Origin of the sequence: Actinotalea subterranea, assembly GCF_008364845.1 — a bacterium.
GTDB classification, from domain to species: Bacteria; Actinomycetota; Actinomycetes; order Actinomycetales; family Cellulomonadaceae; genus Actinotalea; species Actinotalea subterranea.
Genome location: NZ_VTTP01000013.1, coordinates 20610 through 45916, shown reverse-complemented (window position 1 = coordinate 45916; position 25307 = coordinate 20610). Strand labels below are relative to the sequence as shown.

The window sequence follows — 25307 nt, the reverse complement described above, 5'->3', positions numbered from 1 at the left end:
CGCCGTGCCGCGTTTCGACATGCCCCTCGAGGCCCTGCGTGACTACGCGCCCGAGATCGAGGCACCCGACGACTTCGACACCTTCTGGGCGACGACCCTCGAGGAGTCGCGCGCGCTCGACGCCCACGTGACGGTGACACCCGTTGTGACCGCGCTCACCGGGGTCGAGGTGCACGACGTGACGTTCCCGGGCTTCGCGGGCGACCCCGTCAAGGCCTGGTACCTGCGCCCCGCCGGCGCACCGGGCCCGCTGCCCGTGGTCGTGGAGTACGTCGGCTACGGCGGCGGACGGGGCCTGCCGCACGAGCACCTCGCGTGGCCGTCGGCGGGGTACGCCTACGTGGTCATGGACTCGCGCGGCCAGGGATCCGTGTGGGGCGGGGGCGGCGGCACAGCCGACCCGCACGGGGCCGGCCCGGCGGTCCCCGGCTTCACGACGCGCGGCATCGAGGCGCCCGAGACCTACTACTACCGGCGGCTGTTCACCGACGCCGTGCGGTGCGTCGACGCCGTGCGCGGCCTGCCGGGGATCGACCCCGCCCGGGTGGTCGTCGCGGGCGTCAGCCAGGGCGGCGGGACGGCGCTCGCCGTCGCCGGGCTCCAGGACGGCCTCGCTGCGGCGCTCGTCGACGTCCCGTTCTGCTGCCACTTCTCGCGCGCGGTGGGGATGACCGACGCGGACCCGTACGCCGAGGTCGCCCGCTACCTGGCCGTGCACCGCGACCGCGTCGACACCGTGCTGCGGACCCTGTCCTACGTGGACGGCGTCCACTTCGCCCGACGGGCCACCGCACCGGCGTTCTTCTCCGCGGCGCTCCTCGACGTGATCTGCCCGCCGTCGACCGTGTTCGCCGCGTACAACCGCTACGCCGGGCCCAAGGACATCACCGTCTACCCGTACAACAACCACGAGGGCGGCGGGGTCGCACGCTGGCCCGAGCACGCGCGGTTCCTCGCAGACCTCGCGACGGGCACCGACGCGGCCGTGCAGGGGGCCGGGCCGTGGAGCTGAGCCAGCGGCACGCGTTCACGATCGAGGCGGTCATCGGGGCACCCGTCGAGGTCGGCGCGACGGCAGCCGGCTTCCGGCGGGTCATCCCGATCCTCGGCGGCACCGTCAGCGACGGGCTCAGCGGCACCGTGCTGCCCGGCGGGGCCGACTGGAACGTCGTGCGCGCCGACGGCTCCGTGCACCTGTGGGCGCGGTACGAGCTGCGGACCGACGACGGTGCGGTCGTGTCGGTCCTCAACGAGGGGGTCCACGACGGCCGGTCGCCCCTGATCCTGACCCGACCGACGTTCGAGGTCGGCGCCGGCGGCCCCACGTGGCTGGCGACGGGCTTCTTCGTCGGGGTGCTCACCCCGCCGGTCTCGACCGACCGCGTGCGCATCGAGGTGCACCTGATCACCGCCCAGGGCTAGCGGCACGTCGGCGCGTCGGGAACACCGGACGGCGCACCCGAGTTGCCCCAGGCAACGGCCCGCGGGACGACCCGCCGGCCCCGAGCCGCACAGCCCCACCCCCGAGGAGCCCGCATGACCACGACCGCCGCGCACTCACTGGCCGCCCTGCGCCGCTTCCCGCTCGTGCTCGGCGGCAACGTGTTCGGGTGGACGGCCGACGAGCCCAGCACCCTCGCGGTGCTGGACGCGTTCGCCGACGCCGGAGGGGTCATGGTCGACACGGCCGACGGCTACTCCGCCTGGGTCCCCGGGCACACGGGCGGTGAGAGCGAGACCCTCATCGGCCGGTGGCTCGCCCGCCGCGGGCGCCGCGACGACGTGGTGGTCGCCACGAAGGTCAGCACCCACCCCGACTTCTCCGGGCTCGCCCCGGCCACGGTCCGGGCGGCCGCAGAGGCGTCCCTGCGCCGGCTCGGCACGGACCGGATCGACCTGTACTACGCGCACTTCGACGACGCGGGCGTGCCGCTCGCCGAGACCGCCGGCGCCTTCTCGGCGCTGGTCGACGACGGCCTGGTCAAGGACGTCGGCCTGTCGAACTACACGCCCGAGCGCATCGACGAGTGGATGGCCGTGGCCGAGCGCGACGGCCTCCACCGACCGGTGGCCCTGCAGCCGCACTACAACCTCCTCGAGCGTGAGTTCGAGGGCGCGCTGCGCGACCGCGCCGAGCGCTACGGCCTCGGCGTCCTGCCGTACTTCGGCCTGGCGCGGGGCTTCCTCGCCGGCAAGTACCGCGACGGCGGTCCCGCCGTCGACAGCCCGCGCGCCGGCTCCGCCGCGGCCTACCTCGACGACCGGGGCCGACGCGTCCTGGCGGCCCTCGACGACGTCGCGGCGGCGCACCGGACGTCCGTGGCAGCGGTGGCCCTCGCGTGGCTGCGCATGCAGCCCACGGTCGTCGCGCCGATCGCGAGCGCACGGACGGTCGACCAGCTCGCGGACCTCCTCGCCTCGGCGACCCTCGAGCTCACGGCCGCCGAGGTCGACGCCCTCGCGCAGGCCTCCGTGCGGGCCGACGGCGACGCGGGCGCCGCGCACTCCGGCTGAGCCCGCACCGGTGCACCCGGTGGGGCGGGCCACCTGACCCGGTGGCAGGCCCCACCGGGAGACGGTGGCTACGCCGTGGGGAGCGCCCGCGCGTGGTCGACGGCGCGACGCACCCAGCGCTCGAGGTCGGCGTCGCCGGCGACCGCCTCGGCGGCGACGTGGAGCCAACCATCCATCGCGCGGCCGCGCATCTCGAACCTCGCGACGCCCGGCTGGGCGGCGAGCTCCTCGGTGGACGCGGGCTTGACCCGTACGAGCAGCCCACCCTTGCTGCTCGCGCTGACCGCGAGGTGGCCGTCGACGAGGAACGCCAGCCCGCCGAACATGCGCTTCTCCTCGAGGCCGCGCTCGTGCCCCACCAGGTCGCGGACCCGGTCCGCCAGCTCGACGTCGTACGCCATGACGGCATTGTGGTTCCGGCGGCGCGCCACCGGAAGGGTCGGCTCGGGTTCAGGTCAGCAGGACGGGGGCCGCGGCGAAGCCTCCGACGGGTGGCAGCGCGCGTTCGCGAGGTCTCTGCGGGTCGGCCTCGATCGCGGTGGTCGCTGCCAGGAGCGCCCGCACCAGGACCCGCAGCTCGAGGGTCGCGAGGGGCCGGCCGGGGCACACGTGCCTCCCGATGCCCCACACGAGGGTGTCGGGTCCGTTGCGTGCCGGGTCGAACGCGTCAGGGTCACCGAAGACGGCCGGGTCGCGGTTGGCGGCCGTCCAGCTGAGGAACACCCGCTCCCCCGGCTCGATCCGACGGCCACCCACCGTGACCGGACGGGTCGCGACGCGGCGGTTCGAGACGAACGGGTCGTCGATCCGCAGGATCTCGTCGAGCACGGCGTCCAGCTCGGCGTCCGGCACACCGGCACGCAGGTGCGCCTGGAGCCCCGGGTGGTCCGCGAGGTGGACGAGGACCACACCCACGCACAGGGCCATCGAGCCGAGGTCGCCGCCGGTCCAGTTCCGCAGGATCGAGACGATCTCGTCCTCGGTGAGCGGCCGACCGTCGAGGCGGTCGTGGACGAGCTCGGTCGTGACGTCGTCGGGCCGCTCGGGGCCGGACGCGCGGCGCGGGGCGACGAGCGCACGGACGAGGGCGTCGAACCGGTCCGCGACCTCGGCCGTGCGCGTGGGGTCGCCTGACCGGGTGGCCGCGTGGTTGTCCTGGACCCACCTCAGCAGGTCCTCCTCGATGTCCGCCGGCCACCCGAGCCAGGCGCTCTGGGCGCGGACGGCGAAGCGCGCGCCGAGCTGCACGGCGTCGACGCGTGCGGGCAGGTCGAGCCCGGCCACCAGGTCCGCCGCGACCTGCGTCGCACGGGGCTCGACCGCGGCGACCCTCGCCGGCGTGAAGTACCTGTCGACGAGGGCACGCCACGCGCTGTGCGTGGCGCCGTCGAGGCCGTTGGGCACCTGGAGGTGCCGGGACGTCGCGCTCGAGAACGTCTCGTCGTCGAGCGCGGCCCTGGTGACGTCGGCGTGCGCGAACAGCGTCCAGGCTCCGTCCGGGCCGTGGGCGACGGGGCACCGTGCGCGCATCTCGTCGTACGCGGCGACGGGGTCGCGGCGGACGTCGGGGCCTCGCGGGTCCCAGTCCGCAGGCCCCGCGTCCGGCCGGGACCCGTGGGCGGGGGCGCCGTAGGGCGGCAGGGTGGGTGAGCGCTCGTCCGTCGCGGTGTGCTCGGTCACCCGGTCATCCTGCCCCCCGGCCCGGGCCGGTGCGCGCCGGCGGTCGCCGGGCGGTCAGCCGCCCGTGACGGTGAACCTGGCGCGCACCTGCGCCTGGGGCCGTGAGGACGGACCGACACGGAGCTCGAACTCGCCGGGCTCGACGACCCGGTGCCCGGCGCCGTCCACGATGGTGCAGTCGGCCGCCGCGACCTCGAGCTCGACCGTCCGCTCCTCGCCCGCGGCGAGCTCGACCTGGACGAACGCCTTGAGCTCCTGCTCGGCCCAGGTCGCGGACGTGACGACGTCGCTCACGTAGACCTGGACGGTCTCGAGCGCGGGCCGGCCGCCGGCGTTGCGCAGCGTCACGGACGCGCGGACCACGCCGGTCGCGGTCACCTGCGGGTCCACGACGCGCAGGTCGTCGTACTCCACGGTGGTGTAGCTCAGGCCCTCCCCGAACGCGAACGCCGGGCTCTGCGTGAGGTCCGCGTACCTGGCGCCGTGCTGGCCGCGCACCTGGTTGTAGTACGTCGGCTGCTGGCCGGCGTGCGCGGCGAAGGAGATCGGCAGCCGACCGCTCGGCTCGACGAGCCCGAGCAGGACCTCGGCGAGCGCGCGGCCACCGCGCATCCCCGGGTTCGCGGCCCACACGAGCGCGGCGGCCTCGAGCGCGGACGGAGGCAGCACGAGCGGCTTGGACGCGAGCAGGACCACGACGACGGGCGTGCCCGTGGCCACGAGCGCGTCCAGGAGCGCCACCTGACCACCCATGAGCTCGAGCGTGGCCGTGGACCGGCCCTCGCCGACGAGCTCGATGCGGTCACCCACCACGGCGACCACCACGTCGGCGTCGCGTGCCGCGTCGACGGCCTCGTCGAGGAGGCCCTGGTCCACGGGCGCCGGGTGCACGACCGGGGGGCGGGGCTGACCGTCGGGGAAGGTCTCGCCCTCGGGGTCGGGGCCGACCGTCAGGATGTCGGCGCCGCGCGCGTGGGTGACCTGCCACGCCGACGGCGCGAGGGCCCGCAGCCCGTCCACGACGGTCTCCGTGAGCTCGCGCGGGTGCCCGTCGGGCATGAGCCAGCGCACCTGGCCCGACGCGCCCGCCCAGTCGCCGAGCTGCGTGTGGACGTCGTCGGCGTTGGGGCCGACGACCAGGACGCGGCGCGGGCGCGGGTCGACGGCGACGCTCGCGCCGCCAGGGACCGTCCGGCAGCCGCCCGCCAGCGGGAGCGTGCCGTCGTTGCGCAGCAGGACGAGCGACCGGCGCGCGACCTCGAGGTTGAGCTGGGCGTGCGGTGCTGCGCCGACGAGCCGGCGGCGGTCGGGGTGCGGGTGCCGGGGGTCCTCGAACAGCCCCATCCGGAACTTGAGGGCGAGGATGCGGGCGACGGCACGGTCGATGCCCGCCTCGTCGGCCATGCCCGTGCGCACGGCCTCCTGGGCCGCCTCGAAGAACTGCGGGGTCGTCATGATCACGTCGTTCCCGGCGCGGATGGCCGCGGCCGCCGCGGCGACGTCGTCGGGGAAGATCCGCTGCTCCCAGACCATGCGCCCGACGTTGTCCCAGTCGGTGACGAGGACACCCGGGTAGTCCCACTCCTGGCGCAGCACGCCGTCGAGCAGCCATGCGTTCGTGGTGACGGGCACGCCGTCCATCGACTGGTAGCCGAGCATCACGGTGCCCGTGCCCTCGCGCACGACCCGCTCGAACGGGGGCAGGAACCACGAGCGGAGCTTGCGCCGCGAGATGTCGGCCTCGGACGCGTCGCGTCCGCCCTGCGTCTCCGAGTACCCCGCGAAGTGCTTCGCGGTCGCGAGCACCGCAGTGGGGTCGGACAGCCCGTCGCCCTGGTACCCGCGCACCATGGCGGCGCCGAGCTCACCGAGGAGGTACGGGTCCTCGCCGAACGTCTCCCCCACGCGACCCCACCGCAGGTCGCGCGCGATGCAGAGCACGGGCGAGAACGTCCAGTGCACGCCCGTCGCGGCGACCTCGACGGCGGTCGCGCGCGCCACGCGCTCGAGGAGCTCGGGCGACCAGCTCGCGGCCATGCCGAGCTGGGTGGGGAAGATCGTCGCGCCCGCCTCGAAGGAGTGGCCGTGGATGCAGTCCTCCCCGACGAGCACGGGGATGCCGAGCCGGGTCCGGGTCACGGCCTCGTGGGCCGCGCGCACGTGCGCGGGCGACGCGTGCAGGATCGCGCCTGCGTGCCGCTGCTCCACGGCGTGCTCGACGCCCTCCTGCGCGTCGAGCAGCAGCATCTGGCCGACCTTCTCGGCGAGCGTCATGCGGCCCAGCAGGTCGGCGACCCGCTCGGCGACCGGCAGGCCGGCGTCCCGGTACGGCGCGGCGACGTGCGTCCCGAGCGCGCTCACGAGGCGACCCCCGTCACGCGCACGGAGGCGAGCGTGAGCCCGCCGTCGGCCGCGGCGACCCGGAGCGCGACGCGGTCCGGCCGCGGGGACGTGAGCGGTGCCGCCCACGCGTCGTCCAGGGCCGTGGCGTGAGCCGGCGCGGGGTGCAGGGCGATCGGCACGCCGTCGACCTCGAGCAGCGGGACAGCGCCCGGCGCGCCCGGCGCGCCGCAGGTGCCGAGGACCACGACCTCCCACGTGCCCGCGGGCACCTCGGGCTCGAGCACGAGCCAGTCGCCCGGGGCCAGGTCGGCGACCACGTCGCCCTCCGGCCCGGCGGCGCGGGGGTGCTCGAAGCCGAGGTCCGGACCGCCGTCCCGGCGCCGGAGCGTCACGGCGTCGTCGGGCCGCAGCTGCGGGTGGGGCACGGCTCGGGTGGTGCCGTACGACGCGCCGGCGCCGCGGAACGTGAACGCGCTCGCCGGCAGCGTCACCGGGGCCCGACGGAACAGGGCGTGCACGACGTCCTCGCGCCGCTCGCACGCGTGCGCGGGCATGGCGTCGAGCAGGTCGGTGAGGATCCGGACGGCGTCGGCCCGGTCCGGGCGCGGCCCCCGGCCGTCCGCGTACGCGAGCACGCGGTCCCAGCCCTCGGGCGCGCGCACCGACATCGGCGACGTCTGCGTGTCGATCTTCTTCCAGGGCCAGAAGTTCCAGCCGATCCCGTGGTCCTCGTAGAGCTGGTGGGCCGCGGCGAGCCACTCGGGCGTGTTCTCGCCGCCCTCCCCCATGTAGACCGGCAGGCCGAGCCGGCGACCCACCTCGACGTACCCCTGGATGCTGGGACGGTCGGCGGCCGACCAGTACTTGTGGAACTGGAGCGCGGAGTTCTCGTCCCACACCTGCGTGAAGATCTCCCAGCCGGTCGCCCAGTGCGTGCCCTCGTACATGATCAGGTGGTCGGGGTCGACGTCGCGGATCGCCGCGGTGATCCGCCGGTACAGCGCGACGAGCTGCTCGGGGTACGTGTGCTGCCACTCGTTGGGCAGCGGCTCGTTGAGCAGGTCGTAGCCGAGCACGGCCGGCTCGCTCGCGTAGCGACGCGCGAGCTCGACCCACAGGGCGACGGTGAGGTCCGCGTTCCGGGGGTCCATGAACAGCGCGGGGCGGCCGTCCGAGTCGTCGATGTTGGTGCCCGTCTGGCCGCCCGGCGCGCCGTGCAGGTCCAGGAGCACGCGGAGCCCGGCGTCGCGGCACCAGCCCACGAGGCGCTCGACGAGCGCGAACCCGTCCTCGCGCCAGCCACCGTCCCCGGTCATGAGCACGCGCCAGTTGATGGGCAGGCGCACGTGGTCGAACCCGTCCCGCGCGATCTGGGCGACGTCGGCCTGCGTGACGAACACCTCCCGGAAGCGTCGCCAGAACGCGGCGGCCTCCTGCTCGCCGACGAGGTCGACGACGAGCGCCTCGATCTGCGTGGGAGAGGCGGCCGCGTGCCCGAAACCCCACATGTAGCCCTCGGGCAGCAGCCAGTTGCCCAGGCCGACACCCCGGAGCAGGAGGGGCTCGCCGTCGGGCCCGACCAGTCGCCCGCCCTCCGCCCGGACGAACGCGGACGGGGCGTGCACGGGTGTGCGGGGACGGGTCGAGGCAGAGACGTGGGACACGGGGTTTCCTCCGGACGGGGACGGCGGCGGGACGGGCGGGGCGGGCCGGGCTACTTCAGGCCCGACATCGTGAAGCCCTGGACGATGTGCCGCTGGAAGAGCACGAAGACGACGATGATCGGCACGACCATGAGCGAGGCCCCGGCCATCTGCAGGGTCGGGTTCACGGTGATCTGCTGGTTGAGCAGCGAGAGGCCGACCGAGAGCGTGTACATGTCCTGGTCCGTCGCGATGATCAGGGGCCACAGGAAGCTGTTCCACCCGCTGATGAAGGTCAGCACGCCCTGGACCGCGAGGATCGGCGTCGACAGCGGCAGCACGATCGTCAGGAACGTCCGCATCTCCCCCGCACCGTCGAGGCGTGCGGCCTCGAGGAGCTCGTCGGGGATGGTCGCCATGAACTGCCGGAACAGGAAGATGCCGAAGGCGCTCACGAGGGTGGGCGCGGCGATGCCGGCCAGGGTGTTCGTCAGGTGGAGCTCGTTGAGGATCAGGTAGGTCGGGATCATCGTGACCTGGACCGGGATCATGAGCGTCATCAGGACGAGCATGAACAGCACGCCACGCCCGCGGAACCGGTACTTGGCGAACCCGTAGCCCGCCATCGCCATCGCGAGCAGCCCGACGGCCCCGATCGCCACGACGGCGAGCGTGTTCAGCAGGTACCTGCCGAAGTCGAGCTCGGTGAAGAGCCGCGTGTAGGCGTCGAACGACGGCGCACTCGGCCAGAAGGTCGGGGGTGTGGCGAGCGCCTCGCTCGCGGGCTTGAGCGAGCTCGTGATCATCCATAGGAACGGGAACGAGGTCGCGAGCGCCCCGACGGCGAGGACGGCACCGACGAGGACGACGAGGGGGCGTCGGCGGCGATCAGTCATCGGAACCTCGCATGCGCAGCTGGACCGCCGTGACGACGGCGATGAGGATCAGCAGGACGATCGAGCCGGCGCTGGCGTAGCCGAACTGGTTGAGGCTGAAGCCGTTCTCGAAGATGAACAGGGAGATGGACGTCGTCGCCCCCACCGGGCCGCCCTTGGTCAGCACGTACGGCTCGTCGAAGAACTGGAGCCAGCCGATGAGCGTGGTCACCGTGACGAAGAAGAGGGCGAACCGCAGCAGCGGGAACGTGACCCGCCAGAACGTGGTCCACCGGCCCGCGCCGTCGAGCGCGGCGGCCTCGTGGTACTCCTTCGGCACCGACTGGAGCGCGGCCAGGAAGATGATGATGTTGAGGCCGGTGGCCCGCCACACGGCGACGAGCGCCACGGAGAACCGGGCGGACGTCGGGTCGGAGAGCCAGCCGACGGGCCCGAGGCCGACCTGGTCGAGCAGGTGGTTCAGCAGCCCGAACTGGCTGTTGTAGAGGTAGCCCCAGATCAGGGCGATCGCGACGATGGCCGTGATCGCGGGCAGGAAGTAGAACGCGCGCAGCGCCCGGAAGAACCGCGACTCCGACGTGTTGAGCGCGACGGCGACGGCCAGCGAGACCGCGATGATGACCGGCACGCCGACGACGACGAAGAAGGCGGTGGTCTGCAGGGCCTTCCAGAAGCCCGGGTCCGAGAAGAGCCGCTCGTAGTTGTCCAGGCCGATGAAGCGGACGGTCTCGGGGTTGCCGAGCCCGCCGATGTCGAGGTCGGTCAGGCTCACGCCCGCGGCGACGAGGATCGGCAGCAGCCCGAACATCGCGAGCAGCAGCAGCGCCGGTGAGATGAACGCGTACGGGACGAGCGCCGCGCGGCCGCGTCGGGGTCGCCGGTCGGCAGGCCCTCCTCCGGGGCGGGTGCGGCGCCGCGCACCCGGCCGTCGATCGTCGTGCACCGGTCCAACCTCCGTGGTGCCAGGGAGAACGGCGGTGCCGCCGAGGGGCCCGCCGGCACCGCCGTTCCCGCTCATCGGGCGTTGATCTCCTCGATCGTGGCGAACAGGGCCGTCAGGGTCTGCTCCTTGTCGGCGCCGGTCAGCGCGATCGCGTTGAGGGACTCGAGGACTGCCTTGTTCGCCTCGTCCCAGGCGGTGCTGATGGGCAGCGGGCGGGAGTCCTGGAGCTGCTCGGCGTAGACCACGGCGAGCGGGTCGTCGGCGAGCGCCGCGTCGTCGAACGCGGCGGTCACGGCGGGGAGCTCGCCCGTGGCGTCGTACCAGGCGACCTGGGTGTCGGCCTCGGTGAGGAAGTCCAGGAGCTGGAGCGCGGCGTCCATGTTCTCGGTGCCCCTCCAGATGCCCAGGTTGGAGCCGGCGAAGAGCGAGGTGGCCGAGTCGTTGCTGGGCACCGTGGTCACGCCCCACTTGCCCTCGAGGTCGGGGGCCTGCTCGGCGATGGCGGCTGCGAGGTAGGGGCCCGAGACGAGCAGGGGTGCGGAGCCCGAGATGAACCCGGCCGTCTGGTCGAAGTCACCGGCCGTGGGCACGGACGCGTCCTCGTAGAAGCCCAGGTAGTGGTCGACGGCCTCCCGGAAGGCGGGCGTGTCGAGCTCGATGGTCCCGTCCTTGGCGATGACGTCGCCGCCCGACTGCCACGTGTAGGTGACGGGGAGCGGAGCGTCCCACTGCGGGATGTAGTAGCCGTACTGCCCGTCGCCCCGGGCGGCGAGGGTGGTCGCCGCCGTGCGAAGCTCGTCCCACGTGGCCGGCGGCCCGTCGATGCCTGCCTCGGCGAGGATGTCCGAGCGGTAGAAGAGCACACGCGTGTCGCTCACCCACGGCACGGAGTACAGCCCGCCCTCAGGGTTGAGGTTCTCGGCCGCGACGGCGCTCGGGAAGTTCGCGGGGTCGAGGTTGGGGTGGTCGGGGACGTAGTCGGTGAGGTCCTCGAGCGCGCCGCCCTCGAGGAAGGACGCGAGGTGGGACAGGCCGATCTGCGTGACGTCGGGGCCCTCGCCCGAGGCGACGGCGGTGGTGAGGCGGTCGTTGACGTTGTCCCAGGGGATCGCCTCGACGTCGACGGCGATGCCCGTCTCGGCGGTGAACGGCTCGACGGCGGCCTCGAGGTTGGCACCCGAGTCGCCCATGACCCAGACGGTCAGGGGCGCGGTCTCGGTGTCGTCGCCGGCGGCGTCGGCCTCGGGCGACTGCCCCCCGCAGCCGGTGAGGGCGAAGGTCGCGACGACGGCGACCACGCCGATCCTGCGGGTGGTGCGGGCCTTGCTCATGACAGCTCCTTCGTTGGAGGTCGGGGGTGCAGCTCCTTCTTTCACGACCAAGAATAAGTGCTGGAATATGCCTGCGGCAAGCATCGCGCATCACGATCGAGTAACGAGGCAGGACGCGCACGGACAGCGGTGCGGGCCCCCGCCGACGACGGCGAGGGCCCGCACCAGGTCACACCTCAGTACGACGAGTACACGCTCACGTCGTCGATCGTCCACCACTGCGGTGCGGCGCCGGTCTGCGTGATCCGGATGTAGCGCGCCGTCGTGGGCGTCACCGAGATCGGCCGCTTCCAGCCGTACGCGATGCCCGTGGCCAGAGTCGTCCACGACGTCCCGTCGGTCGAGACCGCGACGTCGAAGCCACGCGGGTAGTCCCACGTGTTCCCCGTCGGCGTCTGGACCGTGACCATCGCGACCGTGCGGTTGGCACCCATGTCGATGCGGTACCACTCCCCGCCGGCCATCGCCGAGCCCGTGGCCCAGCTGCCGCCGCCCACGCCGTCGACCCCGCCCGCGGGCGAGGACCCCGGTGCGGTGCTCGACGCCGTCGCCGTCCACCCCGCGTGGCTGATCGCCGTAGGCGAGTACGTCGAGAGGCCGCCGGAGTACTTCGCCAACGTCGCGACGAACCGCGTGTTCTTCGTGAAGCTCCCGGTGCCGAACTGGCCGAGCTTCGAGATGAACGTCGCGGAGCTGTCGCTGTTGATGACCGGGATCGGCTTCTGGTTGTCGTAGTACATGCCCCAGTAGGCGAACCCGTCGCTCGCGGTGCCCCTGACCTTGTACGTCCACGCCGACCAGGACACCGACGAGGCGTTGAGGCCGGCCATGAAACGCGCCCACACGTCGTCGTTGTAGTAGAGCGAGTACTCGCCGTACAGGATCGGCACCCCGGGGTTCGCGAGCTTCGCGGCGAGGCCGTCGAGCTCGTTCGTCACGAGCTGGTTCTGCGCCGTCCAGTCCTTCGAGTTCGGCATGTCGTACGGGTGGTACTCGTAGACCACGTTGGTCCACCCGTGCGTCGACGGCGGGGTGATCGCACCCAGGTTGAAGAACGCGCCGAGCACGACGGTGTGGTCCGGGTCGATCGCGCGGACCGCGTCGTACAGCCGGTCGTAGTACGCGCTCTTCTGGGCGACGTCGTCCGCGTCCTCGCCGTAGTCGATGAGCGGCTCGTTGATGAGGTCGTAGCCGGCGACGGCGGGGTTGCCCTCGTAGCGCGCCGCGATCTCCTCCCAGATGTCGACGACCCAGTCCTGGTACGTCGAGGTCCCCCAGAAGCCGTTGGGGTTGGGGCCGATGCGACCACAGCTCCCCCACGGGCACCCGCCACCGGGAACGGTGTGCAGGTCGATGAGCGTGTAGATGCCGCGCTCGCTGAGCTCCTGGACCACCCAGTCGATCTTCTCCCACGGGTTCTGCTTCCACGTCCCGTCGAGGTTGAGGAACGTGTTCCAGCCGATGGGCACCCGCACGAAGTTGAAGCCCGCGGCGTCGAGGTTGTCGAGGTCCGCCTCCGTGATCCACGTGTCCTGGTGAGCGTCGATGATCGTCTGCGCGCCCGCGGTGCCGAAGCGGTTCGCCATCGACAGCTGGAGCGAGTAGTCGTCGTTGTAGAGGCCCGCCGTGAGCTCGCCGATCGACCACCACGAGCCCGACGACCCCGTCTGCGTGAGCCGGAAGTACCGCGCGGCCTGCGCGACGAACCCGATCGTCGTGGCCTTGCGGGTGCCGACGCCCGTCGCGACCGTCGTCCAGGTGCTGCCGTCCCTCGAGAGCTCGAGCCGGTAGCCCCGCGCGTAGTCGGTCTCGTCGGAGGTGTTCTTGGCGGTGTCGATGGTCACGTTGTCGAGCGTGACGAGCGCACCCATGTCGACCTGGACCTGCTGCCCGTTGGTCTGGGCCGCACCCGTGGTCCACCTGGTGCCGACGTTGCCGTCGACCATGGCCGCCGGGGAGGCACCCACGGACGCCGTGACGCCCCAGCCCGCACGGTCGAGCGACGTGCCGCTGGAGATGGCGACCTCGGCGATGCTCCACCACTGGGACGAGGTGCCGTTGGACGCGAGCCGCAGGTACCTGCCGTTCTTGGTGCCCTGGAAGTCCGCCTGGATCACCCGGTTGGTGCCGTAGCCGCTCGCGACCTGGGTGAAGTTCACGTTGTCCCAGGAGACGTAGACGTCCCAGGTCCGCGGGTAGTCGTCGGGGGCGGCCGCGCCCGAGTCGAACAGGACCTTGTCCATGTCCACGTTGCGGCCGAGGTCGATCGTGAAGGTCTGGCCGGGCACCTGCGGGGTGCCGCTCTGCCAGGCGGTGGCCGCGTTCCCGTCGAGCGCGTTCGCCGCGGACCCGCCGCCGACGGTCGCGAAGGCCGACGCCGTGTGCGCGCCGTTGTGCAGCACCGGGTCGTTGAAGAGGTTGAGCTCGCCCACCGACCACAGCGCGGACGCGGAGCCCGTCTGACGCACCCTGACGTGGCTCGCGACCTGGGCGGCGAACTTGACCGTGGTGACGCCGTCGGCACCCGGCTGGGTCGCGACGCTCACCCAGGTTGTCCCGTCGTTCGACACCTGCACGTCGACGGTGCGCGGGTACTGCCCGGGGTTCGCCGTGTTGTCGATCGACAGACGGTTGAAGAGCGTGGGCGCACCGAGGTTCGCCTGGATCCACTCGCCGCCGCTCTGGTTGGCGCCGGTCGTCCACCGGGCGGTGCCCGACCCGTCGGCGGCGGCCGAGGCCGTCCCCGCGGAGGCGCTGAGCGACCAGCCGGTGCGGTCGACGGCGAACTCGCCCAGCGGGGACATCCAGTCCTCCTGGGTGAGCCAGCCGCCGATGTTGGTCCCGCGCAGGTTGATCGCTGCGCCAGTGCCCGCGTTGAGCCTCAGGACGTTTCCGTCGGCCTTGATGAAGTCACCGTTCCCGAGCGCGGCGCTGGCCGCGACCGGTGGTGTGAGCCCCACTGCCATGAGCGTCGTCGCCAGGACGGCGCCCGCGAACGTCTTCCCCTTCATGATCCTCCTCGACCATGCCCGCTCATCACGGGGTGGATGCGCGTGTGATGACGCGGGCGCGGGCGACGGTGCCCGCGGGAGTCAGCGTGGCATCGCCCAAGGGCTTTGTCGAGGCCTTGAACTAAGTGCTGCGATTATGCGGGGACGGCCACCCGCAACGCACCGCACACGCGAGGGGCTACGGGCGCGGGGCCCGGACCAGCGACTCCATCGGCATGATGGCGGCCCCCAGCGCGACCGTGTCACCGCCGAACGCGGAGGCGACGAGGTCAACCCGGCCGCCGAACAGGGTGAGCGCGTTCTCGCGCGTCGCCTCGATGAGGCGCGGCTGAAGCCGCTCCATCAGCCGGAGGCCGACCCAGCCGCCGATCACGATGCGCTGCGGGTCGGTGAGGTTGACGACGCTGCCCAGCGCCACCCCGAGCGACGCGACCACGTCGTCGACGACCCGCACGGCCCCGGCCTCCCCCGCCTCGGCAGCCTCGAGGACCTCGCCGATCGCACGCCAGCCCGTCCCCTCGAAGGTGGCCCCCGTGTCCCGCCACGCCTGGAGGATCGCGTCCGCGCCGACGTAGGCCTCGAGGCACCCGCGGTCCCCGCAGCGGCAGAGCGCCCCGCCGCGAACGATCTTGGTGTGGCCCCACTCGGCGGCGCTGCTCGTCGCGCCGCGCTGGAGCCGGCCGTCGGCGATGATGCCGAGGCCGACGCCGCGCCCGAGGAGCACGACGAGCGCGTGCTCGATGCCCCGCGCCGCCCCGAACCACAGCTCCGCCATCGCCTGCGTCTTGGCGCCGTTCTCCGCGAACACCGGGCCGTCCACGTGGACGAGGTCGGTGACCGGGACGGGGTCCCAGCCCAGGCTCTGCGCGTACAGCGTCTGCGCACCGTCGGGCGCCGTCCCGACCACGCCCGGCAGGCCCAGCCCGATGCCGGCGAGCGACGCCCACGCCTGCGGGTTGCGCTCACGCAGCGCGCCGATGGCGTCGTCGAGGTCGTGCGCGATCGTCTGCGGGCTCTCCTGGTCGCGCCCGCCGCGGAACTCCCGGTCGATCCGGTGCATCGCGAGGTCGAACAGCTCGACCGCGACGCCGCGCTCCCCCACGTCCGCACCGACCAGGTACGCCCCCTCAGGCCGTGGCTCGACGACGCCGATGGGCCTGCCCCCGCGCGACGCGATGAGCCCCGTCTCGTGGACCAGCCCCTCCGCGACGAGGTCGTTGACGATGTTCGTGGCCGACGCGATGGACACACCGCACTCCCGCGCGAGGTCACCCCGCGTGGTGCGGCCCGACTTCAGGACGTGGGCCAGGAGGCGCGCCCGGTTGCGCTGCCGCAACGAGCTGACGGTCGCGGCCTCCGGGGCAGGCGAACCGCCGACCCTGCCGGAACCCTGATCGACCATGGCGCGAAGATACCAACGTCGCTCCCCGGCCACCCCGGACAGCACCCTGGCGAGGGCGTCCCCTCACGTACCGACCGCGGATGCGCGCACGCCCGGCCCCGGGAGCGCACCGACGAGAGCGGGCAACGCGCCGTCGCGCAGGAACACGGGGACGACGGCGAGGGGCGCGCTGGCGCGGACCCAGCGTCCGCCGTCGTGCACGTCGCCCGTGTGCGCGTCCGTCCACCGGGCGCCGCTCGGCAGGTACACGGCCCGCGACGTCGCGCCGGCCTCGAGCACGGGCGCGACGAGGACGTCCGGCCCGTACATGTACTGGTCGTCGAGGTCCCAGGCGGTCGCGTCGTGCGGGAACTCGTGGAACATGCCGCGCATGACCGGCTGACCGTGCTCGTGCGCGTCGACCATGAGGGCCCGCGTGTAGGGACGCAGCGCCTCTCGCAGGTGGACGTACGCGGCCAGGACCTCGTAGACCTCGTCGCCGAAGCTCCAGAGCTCGTTGGGCCCGCCGCTGCGCAACCGGCGCGAGCCGTCCGCAGCCGTGACGTCACGGTAGGGCAGCCGGTCGCCGTGCAGGCGCATGACCGGGCAGAACGTGCCGAACTGGAACCAGCGCACGAGCAGCTCCCGGAACTGCGGGTCGTCGACGTCCCCGTCGTGGAAACCACCGATGTCGGTGGTGAACCACGGGATGCCCGCCACACCCATGTGGATGCCCGCGGTCACCTGGCTGCGCAGGTCCTCGAAGGTCGAGTGGATGTCCCCCGACCAGGCCAGCGCCCCGTACCGCTGGCTGCCTGCCCAGACGCACCGGACGAGGTTGACGACGTCGTCCTGCCCGGCGGCCGTCTGCCCGTCGTGGAACGCGCGGGCGAAGAGCTGAGGGTAGAGGTTCCCGATCATGGCGTGGCCAGCCTGTGCCACGTCGACCTGAGGACAGGGAGCGCCTGGTCGCCCCACCACTTCACGACGTGCGGCTTCGCCGTCTCCAAGGCGGCCATGGCTCCGAGGAGGACGAGCGCGCCGAGCAGACCCTCGAGAGTCAGGTCGTCGCCATCTCCTGACGCCGCCGCGCTCCCGTGGGCGGGCTGCAGCTCCTCGTCGTCCGGGAAGAACGTGGCGTGGTCTGCGAGGCGCCTGTCGCTGTCGTAGAGGTTCTGGTGGAGTCCCCCCTCCTTCGACCGCCCGGGGGTCAGGTCGTCGGGGTGCTCGAAGTAGCCGTAGATCCTAGCCATCGGCCCCTCCCCATGCGGCTGACGGACTCACTCCCGGCCTTCCTCCAGCGGGATGAGCATCGTCCGGAACTCGCCGCGGGCGCTGTGGAGCTCCCAGATGCGCTGCGCCACGTCGTCGATGCCGTTCTCGAGCCTGAGCTTCGGGATGCCGCCCGGGATCACGAGCTGCGCGACGCGGATGCCCTCACCCTCGAGCGCGTCGTGGAGCATCTCGCCGTACGCGCTCTCGGCCGGGAACGCGACCGAGGTCCCGGCGAAGTCGCTCCGCGCCTTCACGGACGTCCCCCCGTTGATCAGGAGGATGCTGCCCTGGCCCGCCGCCCGCATCGCGGGCAGGACCGACCTGACGGCGTGGATGAGCCCCAGCGCCGAGAAGCGCAGCGCCTCCAGCGCCAGCTCGGGAGTCAGGTCGAGCACCGGCTTGAGGTAGTCCCTGGAGGGCAGCGGGCTGTACTGCAGGACGCTGACCGGGCCGAGCTCGGCCGCCGCACGTGTGAGGGCGGCCTCGAGTGCGGCGGGGTCCAGGACGTCCGCCGCGTACCCGCGCGCCACCACGCCGCCCTCCTGGAGCTCGGCCGCGAGCTCGTCCAGCTTCGGCTGGTCCCGGGAGAGGAGGACGACGGAGAACCCCTCGGCGCCGAACCTGCGCGCGACCGCGGCCCCGAGGCCCGGTCCCGCTCCGACGATCGCGATGGTGGGCATGGCCGTCCCTTCAGCGGAGTGCGTTGATCGACGATAGCGCCGGTCACCGCCGCGCCCCGGCTAGCGGTCCAGGACGAGCTCCTGGTGCCAGGACTGCGTCACGTAGCCGGTCTCGAAGCCCAGCGAGAGATACAGCTCCTTGGCGCCCGTCGGGGAGTCCGCGTCGACCTCCAGGCCCACCGAGCGCCGGCCCCGGTCGGCGGCGTCGGTGATCACCGCGTCCAGCAGCGACGTCGCGAGCCCACGCCCGCGGGCGGTGCGCAGCACCCCGAGGTACTCGACGTAGCTGCCGACCGGCCTGCCGTCGGGGTCGAGCGACGCGCTCCCGACGAGCGCGCCGGCGGGCTCGACCCGCGGACCGTCGACGAGCTCACCCAGCCACCAGTGGTCCCACCGGTGGCCTGGGTCGGCCCGCAACCGGTCGACGAACTGGTCGAACGTCTCCTCGTGGTGGTTGAAGTGGTCCGCGAACGCCTGCTCGAGCACGTCGTGCACGGCCACGAGATCGGCCTCGTCCGGCATCCCGTCGCCGGACCGGACGACCGGCCGCACCCGCACGCCTGGACCCGGGTCCCTCGGCGGACGCGCATCGTCGTCGACCACCGGCCGCGACATCTGCAGCCACGTGCGCGCGTGGGTGTAGCCGGCCGACGCGAGCCACCGCTGCTGGCGGGCGTCGGGCTCGAACGCACCGCTGTCCAGCTGGACCACGGTCAGCCCGCGCCCGAGGGCGATGCGCGACGCCGTCACCTCCGACCAGGCGAGAAGGCTCGCCGCGAGCCGGTCGGCGTCCGCCCGGTCCGGGTCCACCAGCACGGCGACGATCAGCCGTCCCGCGGCACGGTCGTGCACCGTCGCCCAGGCGCGCGCGACGCCCTGCTCGTCCCGCACCACGACGTGGGACCGGGTGCCGGCCCCGGAGCCGACCACCTCGCTCTCGACGTCTGCGGCGCCCGTCGAGCTGCGGCCACGCACGGCCACCTCGTGCCGCGTACGCAGGGCGAGGAGCTCTGGCACGTCGTCGGCGCCGGGGGCGTGCGCGCGCCAGCCGGCAGGGAGGTCGAGAGCTGTCATGGGGTCCAGCGGAGAAGTCGTCATCGTCACGATCTTCTCGCACAGGCGACCCGGCCGGCCTCCCGGAGCGACGTCCCGGCCCGAGGGCGGCCGTCGCTGGTCGCCGCGGCCCGCTCCCGCAGGCAGCGGCGGCGCGACTCAGCGCCCAGGCACCTCGTCGTACGCCGCCCGGTGCGCCAGCACGTCGTCCATGTGCGTCTGCGCCCAGATCTTGAGGGTCGCGACGGCCTGCCGCAGGGAGGCGCCGAGCTCGGTGAGCTCGTACGTCACGGTCACCGGGACCGTCGGGGTGACCGTGCGCGTGATCAGTCCGTCGCGCTCGAGCGTCCGCAGGGTCTGGGTGAGCATCTTCTGGCTGACGCCCGCGAGCTGGCGCGCGAGCTCGGAGTAGCGCATCGCACGCGGCTCGCCGTACCCGGCGTCGCTCCCTCCCCCGAGCGCACACAGCACGAGCGTGACCCACTTGTCGGCGACGCGGTCGAGCAGCTGCCTGCTCGGGCAGACCGCCAGGAACGCGTCGTACTCGACCTTCGCCTGTGCCCGGCGTTGAGCCGCCGTCGCCGTCACCACATGCCTCCCGGTGCCCTACGCACTTCCAGGTGCCTACTTCCCGTCAGAGAGCCTTCGTCCCCATCCTGGTGCCACGCCGACCACGGCACAACCACCCACCGACCCGAAGGCGAGACATGACCGCGACCTCCACCACGCTCCCCGGCGGCACCTGGACCCTGGGCGACCTCACCGTCACCCGCGTCGGCTACGGCGCCATGCAGCTCGCCGGGCCCGGCGTCATGGGCCCACCGGCGGACCACGACGGTGCGCTCGCGGTGCTGCGCGAGGCCGTCGACCTGGGCATCACGCACGTCGACACCGCCGACGCGTACGGCCCGCGCGTGACCAACGAGCTCATCCGCGAGGCGCTGCACCCCTACCCGGCCTCCCTGCACGTCGTCACCAAGGTGGGCGCCACGCGGGACGCCCAGGGCGGCTGGCCACCGGCGCGACGCCCGGACGACCTGCGGCGCGCGGTCGACGCGAACCTCGAGTCCCTGGGCCTGGACGTGCTCGACGTCGTCAACCTGCGCCTCGGGGACGCGTCGGGCCCGCAGCCCGGCTCGCTGGCCACGGCACTCGAGACGCTCGTCGACCTCCAGGGCCAGGGGCTCGTGCGCCACCTCGGCCTCAGCAACGCGACGCCCGAGCAGGTCGCCGAGGCCCGCGCGATCACGCCGATCGTGTGCGTGCAGAACATGTACAACCTCGCCGTGCGGCACGACGACGACCTCGTGGACGCGCTCGCGGCGGACGGCATCGCGTACGTGCCGTTCTTCCCGCTGGGCGGCTTCAGCCCCCTGCAGTCGGCCGCGCTGACGGACGTCGCCGAGCGGCTCGGTGCGACACCCATGTCGGTCGCGCTCGCCTGGCTGCTTCAGCGCTCGCCCAACATCCTGCTGATCCCGGGCACCCGCTCCGTCGCGCACCTGCGCGAGAACGTCGCCGGGGCGGGCCTCGCGCTGACGCCGGCCGACCTGGCTGTGCTCGACGGGATCGGCCGGGCCGACGCACGGGTCACGGCCGGGTAGCGCCCCACGGTGGACGCCCCTCCTCCCGTGGGAGGAGGGGCACAGCCCGCTGGTCTCCTCCACCAGCAGGTGCCGGCCGCCCGGTCCCTCTCCGTAACGTCGCCGACGGACGCCCGCACGGGCACCGGCCCGACGACGAGGAGACGTGATGATCGAGGTGGAGGCGCTGACCAAGCGCTACGGGAGCACGACGGCGGTGGACGGGCTGACGTTCACGGCCCGGCCGGGGACGGTCACGGGATTCCTCGGCCCCAACGGCGCGGGCAAGTCCACGACCATGCGCGTCGTGGTGGGTCTCGAGCGCCCGACGTCGGGCACGGCGACGGTCGCCGGTCGCCGGTACGCGGACCTGCCCGCGCCGCTGCACGCGGTGGGCGTCATGCTCGACGCCCGCTCGGTGCACCCCGGGCGCACGGCGTACAAGCACCTGCTGGCGATGGCCCAGACCCACGGCATCGGCAAGGCACGCGTGCGTGAGGTCCTCGCGCAGACCGGCCTCGAGCCGGCCGCGAACCGCCGCGCAGGCACGTTCTCGCTCGGCATGGGGCAGCGCCTCGGCATCGCCGGGGCGCTGCTCGGCGACCCTGCCACGCTCATCCTCGACGAGCCCGTCAACGGCCTGGACCCGGACGGCGTGCTGTGGGTGCGGCACCTGGTGCGCGAGCTCGCGGCCGAGGGCCGCACGGTGCTCCTCTCGTCGCACCTGATGCACGAGCTCGCGCTGTGCGCCGACCGGGTCGTGATCATCGGCCGCGGCCGTCTGCTCGCCGACGCGACGGTCCAGGAGATCGTCGCCCGCTCGGAGCGCGCCGGCGCCGTGCGGGTGCGCACCACCGACCCCGAGGCGCTGGCCCGCGAGCTCCTCACGGCCGGCGCCGACGTCACGCCGCAGGACGGCGGCGTCCTGCAGGTGCACGGAGCGTCGGTCGACGACGTCGGCACGGCCGCCCGCCGGTGCGGGGTCACCGTGCTGGAGCTCGGCGCCGAGTCCGGGTCGCTCGAGGACGCGTACCTGCAGCTGACCGGCGACTCCGTGGAGTACCGCACGGCCGACACCCTCGGGCGCACCCGGTGAGCGCCGCGACGACGGTGCCGGGCGCGGCCCGGGCGCTGGCCACCGCCCGCTCCGGCCCGACCTTCGCCCGCCTGCTCGCCGCGGAGTGGACCAAGCTCACGTCGCTGCGCTCACCGTGGTGGGTCGCGGCGGTGACGGTGCTGGTCACCGGGGCAATCACGTACCTGAGCGCGCAGGCATCCTCGGTCGACTCCGGGTTCCAGCCGGTCGACTCGCTGTCGACGGGCCTCGTTCTGGGCCAGGTCGGCCCGCTGGTGCTGGGCGTGCTGGTGGGTGCCGGCGAGTTCCGCACCGGCGCGTTCCGGACGACCTTCACGCTGGCCCCCCGGAGGTTGCCCGTGCTCGCCGCACAGGTGCTCGCCCTGACCGCGTTCGCGCTGGCCCTGGCCGTGGCGGCGACGGCGGCCTGCGTGGTGGGGATCTGGCCGCCGGCGGCATCGCGGGGCATCGCCGTCGACCTGACCGGCGGCGACGCTCCCGGACTGATGCTCGGCATGGTGGCCTTCGGCGTCGGCCTGGCACTGTTCGGGTTGGCCCTGGGGGCGCTGGTGCGCCGCACGGTTCCGGCCATGCTGACGGGGTTGTTCGCCGTCCTCATCCTGCCCATCGTGCTCATGATGGTGAGCGACCCCATGGTCGGCGCCGACCCCGCGTCGACCGGTCTGGTGGACGGCGCTGTGCCGACCACCGTGCCGGGCACGCTCATGGCCTTCTCTCCCGGTGGTGCCGCACAGCTCATGACGATCCCCGCCTCCTACGGTCCGATCGACGGCGCACCGGACCTCGGCCCGGTGGGCGGCGGCCTGGTTCTCCTCGCGTGGATCGTGGTGCTGCTCGCGGCGGCAGCCGTGCGGCTGCACGCCCGGGACGTGCGATGACCGCCGCCGTGATGGGCCGGCCGGGGTCGACCGGGCTCCGTGTGCTCCGCGCCGAGTGGACCAAGCTCACCAGCGTGCGGTCGAACGTCTGGATCGCGCTGGGCACGGTGGCCGTCGCGGCGGGTACCGCGTACGGGCTCGGCCTGTTCGTCCGGCCGGGCGACGGCCGGTCCGGCTCCTGGGTCGTGACCTCCGGGTTCGTCCTGGCCCAGCTGGGGTTCCTCGTGCTGGGCGTCCTGGTGGGGACGTCCGAGCACACGACGGGTACCGCCCGGACGACCTACACCACGGTGCCCCGGCGACTGCCCGTCCTCGCGGCGCAGGTGCAGGTCACGCTCCTGGCTGCGCTGACCACGGCGTCCGTCGCACTGGGTGCCTCCTACCTGGCGACCGGGGGCGTCCGCGCCGTGGACGCACCCGCCCTGGACCTCTCGGTGCCGGGCGCTGCCCGGGCCCTGCTCGGCTTCGTGCTGGCCTCGGCCGCCGTCGCCCTCCTCGGTGTGGGCCTCGGCGCGCTGCTGCGCCACCCCGCGTCCGCGCTCGTCGCCGGGGTTCTGCTCGTGCTCGTGGGCGACCACCTCCTGGCGATGAACCCCGGCCGGACGACCGACACGATCCGCGCCTTCCTGCCGTCGTCGGGCGCCCGGCTCCTGCAGGACGACGCCGCGCTCGCCGGCCTGGATGCCGTGACGCGCGGGCCGCAGCTCGGGGTGTGGGGCGGCGGCGTCGTGCTCCTGGTGTGGGTGGTGGTGCTGCTCGCGGCGGCGGCGTACCGGTTGTCGCGGCATGACGTCCGTTGAACGAGCGGGATGGCACAGTGGCCCGATGGTGATCCGACGCGCGACGCCCGCGAGCGCCGGCGCGCCCGGGCCGGAGGACGCCCCGCTGACGGAGGCCCAGGTCAGCGGCGGCAGCCCCGTCGCACGGCTGGTCAACGCGCACCCCTGGATCATGGACGTGACGGTCGCCGTCGCGATCGTCCTGGTGGGCCTCGTCGGCGTGATCTTCGCCTGGCAGGCCGCCGTCGGCGCGCGGTTCCTGGGCCTGTACCCGATGGACTCCGAGATCGAGCGCACGGTCACCGCCACATGGCTCGTCGGGGCCTTCGGCGGGGCCGCCCTCCTGCTGTTCCGGCGGGCCCGGCCGCTCACGGTGACCGCGCTGCTCGTGGCGGGGTTCGTCGCGTCCGTGCTCGTGGCCGGGGTCCAGGGGGTGCTCGGAGCCGCGGTGGCGTGCGCCCTCTACAGCGTCGCGGCGGCGCACGGGCCACGCGTGACCTGGTCGGTGGTCGCCCTCGTGCTGGTCGTCCTGACGGCGGCGACGTGGTGGTGGGAGCATCTCGGCTTCGTCGAGATGACCTTGTGGTACAGCGCCGTACCCTCGATCGCCGAGCCGTGGGAACCGGCGCGAAGCCTTCCCGAGCCACCGTTCGCCGCGGCGCGCAGGACCGGGTCGCTGCTCGTGCTGCACGCCGTCCTGCTGCTCGGCGTGGCCGTGGGGTCGGCGGCGCGCGCTCGCCGCCTGCACGCGCAGGACCTCGTCGAGCGCTACCGCGCGCTGGCGCGGGAGCGGGACCAGAGCGCCGCGTTGGCACGGGCCGCCGAGCGCGCCCACATCGCACGGGAGATGCACGACGTCGTCGCGCACAACGTGTCGGTGATGGTCAGCCTGGCCGACGGCGCGGACGCCGCCTTCGAGCGAGCGCCGGACCTGTCCCGCGACGCGGTGCGGCAGATCGCCCGCACCGGACGGGCCGCGCTCGGCGACATGCAGGGCGTCCTGGGTGCGCTCGGCCCGGCGGGCGGCGAGGGCGACGGCCGTCGTGCCGAACCCACCGAGGTCGACCTGTCGACGCTCGTCGAGCGCTTCGAGGCTGCGGGCGTCCCGGTGCGCGCCACGGGTCTGGACACCGAGCTCCCGGCCGACACGTCGGTGCGCCTGGCGGTCGTGCGCATCCTGGGTGAGGCGCTGACCAACGTGCTGCGCCACGCGCCGGGCGCATCGTCCGTCGAGGTCTCGGTGCGGCGCACCGCGACCACCGTGGAGGTCGAGGTCGTCGACGGGGGCGGCGCACGCCCCGGCACGGGTGGGGGTGGCGGCACCGGACGCGGCGTCGTCGGGATGCGGGAACGCGCGGCGCTGCTCGGCGGCCACGTCGAGGCCGGTCCCCGGCCGGGCGGCGGCTGGCGCGTGCACGCGACCCTGCCGTGGACCGACGAGAAGGGAGGTCGGCCGTGACGACAGTGCTCCTCGTGGACGACCAGTCGCTGCTGCGCGTCGGATTCCGGCTCGTCATCGAGTCCGAGCCGGACCTCGAGGTGGTCGGCGAGGCCGCCGACGGCCGGGTCGCGCTCGAGCAGGTCGCGGCGCTCGCGCCCGACGTCGTGCTCATGGACATCCGCATGCCCGGCATGGACGGCATCGAGGCGACGCGGCGCGTGGTCGCCGAGCACCCGGGCTCCCGCGTGCTCGTGCTCACGACGTTCGACGTGGACGACCTCGCGTTCGCCGCACTGCGCGCCGGGGCGAGCGGGTTCCTGCTGAAGTCGGCCCGGCCCGACGAGCTCGTCGACGCGATCCGCACGGTCGCCGCGGGCACGGCCGTCGTCGCACCACGCGTGCTGCGCCGGATGCTCGACCTCTTCGCGCCCCATCTGCCCGCGAGCGCCGGGGCGACGGCGGACGACGCCCCTAACCCCCGCCTGAGCGTGCTCACGCCGCGCGAGCTCGAGGTCCTGCGGCTGATCGCGGAGGGCGCCTCCAACGCCGAGATCGCGACCTTGCTGATCGTGTCCGAGACCACCGTGAAGACGCACGTGGGCAACGTGTTCGCGAAGCTCGGGGCACGGGACCGCGTGCAGGCCGTGATCATCGCGTACGAGTCCGGACTGGTCGGGGGCGGCGCCGGGCAGCGGTGACGTCCGCCGAGCCGCGGAGCCGGGCCCGGCGGTCACCGCCGTCCTCCTCGCCCGGTCGGGTCCGCCCGGCAGCACGCGTGGT

23 protein-coding genes are annotated in these 25307 nt (G+C 73.5%); 9 read left to right on the top strand and 14 right to left on the bottom strand.

What is annotated here, in order from left to right; all coding sequences use genetic code 11:
• Positions 1-4 precede the first annotated feature (4 nt).
• The 3 genes from FZ988_RS16885 (at position 5) to FZ988_RS16875 (ending at position 2514) form a co-directional block, all read left to right on the top strand.
• On the top strand, positions 5-1012 hold the full coding sequence (locus FZ988_RS16885) for an acetylxylan esterase (RefSeq protein ID WP_149205209.1): 1008 nt from the start codon (positions 5-7) through the stop codon (positions 1010-1012).
• On the top strand, positions 1003-1422 hold the full coding sequence (locus FZ988_RS16880; RefSeq protein WP_149205208.1) for a DUF3237 family protein: 420 nt from the start codon (positions 1003-1005) through the stop codon (positions 1420-1422). Before FZ988_RS16885 ends, FZ988_RS16880 begins: the two co-directional genes overlap by 10 nt.
• 114 nt (positions 1423-1536) lie before the next feature.
• On the top strand, positions 1537-2514 hold the full coding sequence (locus tag FZ988_RS16875) for an aldo/keto reductase (protein WP_149205207.1): 978 nt from the start codon (positions 1537-1539) through the stop codon (positions 2512-2514).
• A gap of 68 nt (positions 2515-2582) precedes the next feature.
• On the opposite strand, the gene FZ988_RS16870 is transcribed toward FZ988_RS16875, so the two are convergent.
• The 14 genes from FZ988_RS16870 to FZ988_RS16805 all read right to left on the bottom strand — a co-directional run bounded on the left by FZ988_RS16870 (position 2583) and on the right by FZ988_RS16805 (position 19338).
• Complete coding sequence (locus FZ988_RS16870) at positions 2583-2915, bottom strand: TfoX/Sxy family protein (RefSeq protein ID WP_149205206.1); 333 nt, start codon at positions 2913-2915, stop codon at positions 2583-2585.
• A gap of 49 nt (positions 2916-2964) precedes the next feature.
• Positions 2965-4194 (bottom strand): cytochrome P450, encoded by a 1230-nt coding sequence (locus FZ988_RS16865; protein ID WP_246169584.1) that lies wholly within the window; start codon positions 4192-4194, stop codon positions 2965-2967.
• A gap of 54 nt (positions 4195-4248) precedes the next feature.
• Positions 4249-6555 carry an exo-beta-d-1,3/1,6-glucosidase gene (locus FZ988_RS16860; RefSeq protein ID WP_246169583.1) on the bottom strand — a complete coding sequence of 769 codons (2307 nt, stop codon included), beginning with the start codon at positions 6553-6555 and terminating at the stop codon, positions 4249-4251.
• Positions 6552-8201 (bottom strand): glycoside hydrolase family 5 protein, encoded by a 1650-nt coding sequence (locus FZ988_RS16855; protein ID WP_246169582.1) that lies wholly within the window; start codon positions 8199-8201, stop codon positions 6552-6554. The genes FZ988_RS16860 and FZ988_RS16855 overlap by 4 nt, the downstream gene beginning before the upstream one ends.
• Before the next feature lie 50 nt (positions 8202-8251).
• A complete protein-coding gene (locus tag FZ988_RS16850; RefSeq protein ID WP_149205205.1) occupies positions 8252-9076 on the bottom strand; it encodes a carbohydrate ABC transporter permease in 825 nt (274 codons plus the stop codon).
• Positions 9069-10019, bottom strand: coding sequence for a carbohydrate ABC transporter permease (locus FZ988_RS16845; protein ID WP_246169581.1), 951 nt, complete (start codon positions 10017-10019; stop codon positions 9069-9071). Before FZ988_RS16845 ends, FZ988_RS16850 begins: the two co-directional genes overlap by 8 nt.
• 71 nt (positions 10020-10090) lie before the next feature.
• A complete protein-coding gene (locus tag FZ988_RS16840) occupies positions 10091-11350 on the bottom strand; it encodes an extracellular solute-binding protein (RefSeq protein ID WP_149205204.1) in 1260 nt (419 codons plus the stop codon).
• 176 nt (positions 11351-11526) lie between these two features.
• Positions 11527-14361, bottom strand: a complete 2835-nt coding sequence (locus tag FZ988_RS16835) for a discoidin domain-containing protein (protein ID WP_188079157.1) — start codon at positions 14359-14361, stop codon at positions 11527-11529.
• A 178-nt stretch (positions 14362-14539) separates the two neighbouring features.
• Positions 14540-15763, bottom strand: coding sequence for an ROK family transcriptional regulator (locus FZ988_RS16830; protein WP_149205203.1), 1224 nt, complete (start codon positions 15761-15763; stop codon positions 14540-14542).
• A 63-nt stretch (positions 15764-15826) separates the two neighbouring features.
• The gene (locus FZ988_RS16825) at positions 15827-16663 is read right to left on the bottom strand and encodes a glycoside hydrolase family 31 protein (protein ID WP_149205202.1); all 837 of its coding nucleotides are present in this window, start codon (positions 16661-16663) and stop codon (positions 15827-15829) included.
• Positions 16660-16995, bottom strand: a complete 336-nt coding sequence (locus FZ988_RS16820; protein WP_149205201.1) for a hypothetical protein — start codon at positions 16993-16995, stop codon at positions 16660-16662. Before FZ988_RS16820 ends, FZ988_RS16825 begins: the two co-directional genes overlap by 4 nt.
• A 27-nt stretch (positions 16996-17022) precedes the next feature.
• Entirely contained in the window at positions 17023-17697 is a 675-nt protein-coding gene (locus FZ988_RS16815; RefSeq protein WP_149205200.1) for an SDR family NAD(P)-dependent oxidoreductase, read from the bottom strand.
• A gap of 60 nt (positions 17698-17757) precedes the next feature.
• The gene (locus FZ988_RS16810) at positions 17758-18795 is read right to left on the bottom strand and encodes a GNAT family N-acetyltransferase (protein ID WP_149205199.1); all 1038 of its coding nucleotides are present in this window, start codon (positions 18793-18795) and stop codon (positions 17758-17760) included.
• Between the two features lie 114 nt (positions 18796-18909).
• Entirely contained in the window at positions 18910-19338 is a 429-nt protein-coding gene (locus tag FZ988_RS16805; RefSeq protein WP_342781351.1) for a winged helix-turn-helix transcriptional regulator, read from the bottom strand.
• Positions 19339-19457: 119 nt separating this feature from the next.
• On the opposite strand from FZ988_RS16805, the gene FZ988_RS16800 reads away from it, so the two are divergent.
• From FZ988_RS16800 to FZ988_RS16775, 6 genes are all read left to right on the top strand, one after another.
• Positions 19458-20354 carry an aldo/keto reductase family oxidoreductase gene (locus FZ988_RS16800; protein ID WP_149205197.1) on the top strand — a complete coding sequence of 299 codons (897 nt, stop codon included), beginning with the start codon at positions 19458-19460 and terminating at the stop codon, positions 20352-20354.
• A 148-nt stretch (positions 20355-20502) separates the two neighbouring features.
• Entirely contained in the window at positions 20503-21429 is a 927-nt protein-coding gene (locus tag FZ988_RS16795; RefSeq protein WP_149205196.1) for an ABC transporter ATP-binding protein, read from the top strand.
• Positions 21426-22307, top strand: a complete 882-nt coding sequence (locus tag FZ988_RS16790) for an ABC transporter permease subunit (protein ID WP_149205195.1) — start codon at positions 21426-21428, stop codon at positions 22305-22307. The genes FZ988_RS16795 and FZ988_RS16790 overlap by 4 nt, the downstream gene beginning before the upstream one ends.
• Positions 22304-23107 carry a hypothetical protein gene (locus tag FZ988_RS16785; RefSeq protein ID WP_149205194.1) on the top strand — a complete coding sequence of 268 codons (804 nt, stop codon included), beginning with the start codon at positions 22304-22306 and terminating at the stop codon, positions 23105-23107. Before FZ988_RS16790 ends, FZ988_RS16785 begins: the two co-directional genes overlap by 4 nt.
• Positions 23108-23132: 25 nt before the next feature.
• On the top strand, positions 23133-24545 hold the full coding sequence (locus FZ988_RS16780; protein WP_149205193.1) for a sensor histidine kinase: 1413 nt from the start codon (positions 23133-23135) through the stop codon (positions 24543-24545).
• Complete coding sequence (locus tag FZ988_RS16775) at positions 24542-25225, top strand: response regulator (RefSeq protein WP_149205192.1); 684 nt, start codon at positions 24542-24544, stop codon at positions 25223-25225. Before FZ988_RS16780 ends, FZ988_RS16775 begins: the two co-directional genes overlap by 4 nt.
• Positions 25226-25307: the final 82 nt, after the last annotated feature.

What these genes read in the sequence shown, in the direction of transcription:
- FZ988_RS16875 (WP_149205207.1), top strand. Translation starts at nt 1,537, where the DNA reads ATGACCACGACCGCCGCGCACTCACTGGCCGCCCTGCGCCGCTTCCCG.
- FZ988_RS16870 (WP_149205206.1), bottom strand. Translation starts at nt 2,915, where the DNA reads ATGGCGTACGACGTCGAGCTGGCGGACCGGGTCCGCGACCTGGTGGGG.
- FZ988_RS16850 (WP_149205205.1), bottom strand. Translation starts at nt 9,076, where the DNA reads ATGACTGATCGCCGCCGACGCCCCCTCGTCGTCCTCGTCGGTGCCGTC.
- FZ988_RS16840 (WP_149205204.1), bottom strand. Translation starts at nt 11,350, where the DNA reads ATGAGCAAGGCCCGCACCACCCGCAGGATCGGCGTGGTCGCCGTCGTC.
- FZ988_RS16835 (WP_188079157.1), bottom strand. Translation starts at nt 14,361, where the DNA reads ATGAAGGGGAAGACGTTCGCGGGCGCCGTCCTGGCGACGACGCTCATG.
- FZ988_RS16830 (WP_149205203.1), bottom strand. Translation starts at nt 15,763, where the DNA reads ATGGTCGATCAGGGTTCCGGCAGGGTCGGCGGTTCGCCTGCCCCGGAG.
- FZ988_RS16825 (WP_149205202.1), bottom strand. Translation starts at nt 16,663, where the DNA reads ATGATCGGGAACCTCTACCCTCAGCTCTTCGCCCGCGCGTTCCACGAC.
- FZ988_RS16820 (WP_149205201.1), bottom strand. Translation starts at nt 16,995, where the DNA reads ATGGCTAGGATCTACGGCTACTTCGAGCACCCCGACGACCTGACCCCC.
- FZ988_RS16815 (WP_149205200.1), bottom strand. Translation starts at nt 17,697, where the DNA reads ATGCCCACCATCGCGATCGTCGGAGCGGGACCGGGCCTCGGGGCCGCG.
- FZ988_RS16810 (WP_149205199.1), bottom strand. Translation starts at nt 18,795, where the DNA reads ATGACGACTTCTCCGCTGGACCCCATGACAGCTCTCGACCTCCCTGCC.
- FZ988_RS16800 (WP_149205197.1), top strand. Translation starts at nt 19,458, where the DNA reads ATGACCGCGACCTCCACCACGCTCCCCGGCGGCACCTGGACCCTGGGC.
- FZ988_RS16795 (WP_149205196.1), top strand. Translation starts at nt 20,503, where the DNA reads ATGATCGAGGTGGAGGCGCTGACCAAGCGCTACGGGAGCACGACGGCG.
- FZ988_RS16785 (WP_149205194.1), top strand. Translation starts at nt 22,304, where the DNA reads ATGACCGCCGCCGTGATGGGCCGGCCGGGGTCGACCGGGCTCCGTGTG.
- FZ988_RS16780 (WP_149205193.1), top strand. Translation starts at nt 23,133, where the DNA reads ATGGTGATCCGACGCGCGACGCCCGCGAGCGCCGGCGCGCCCGGGCCG.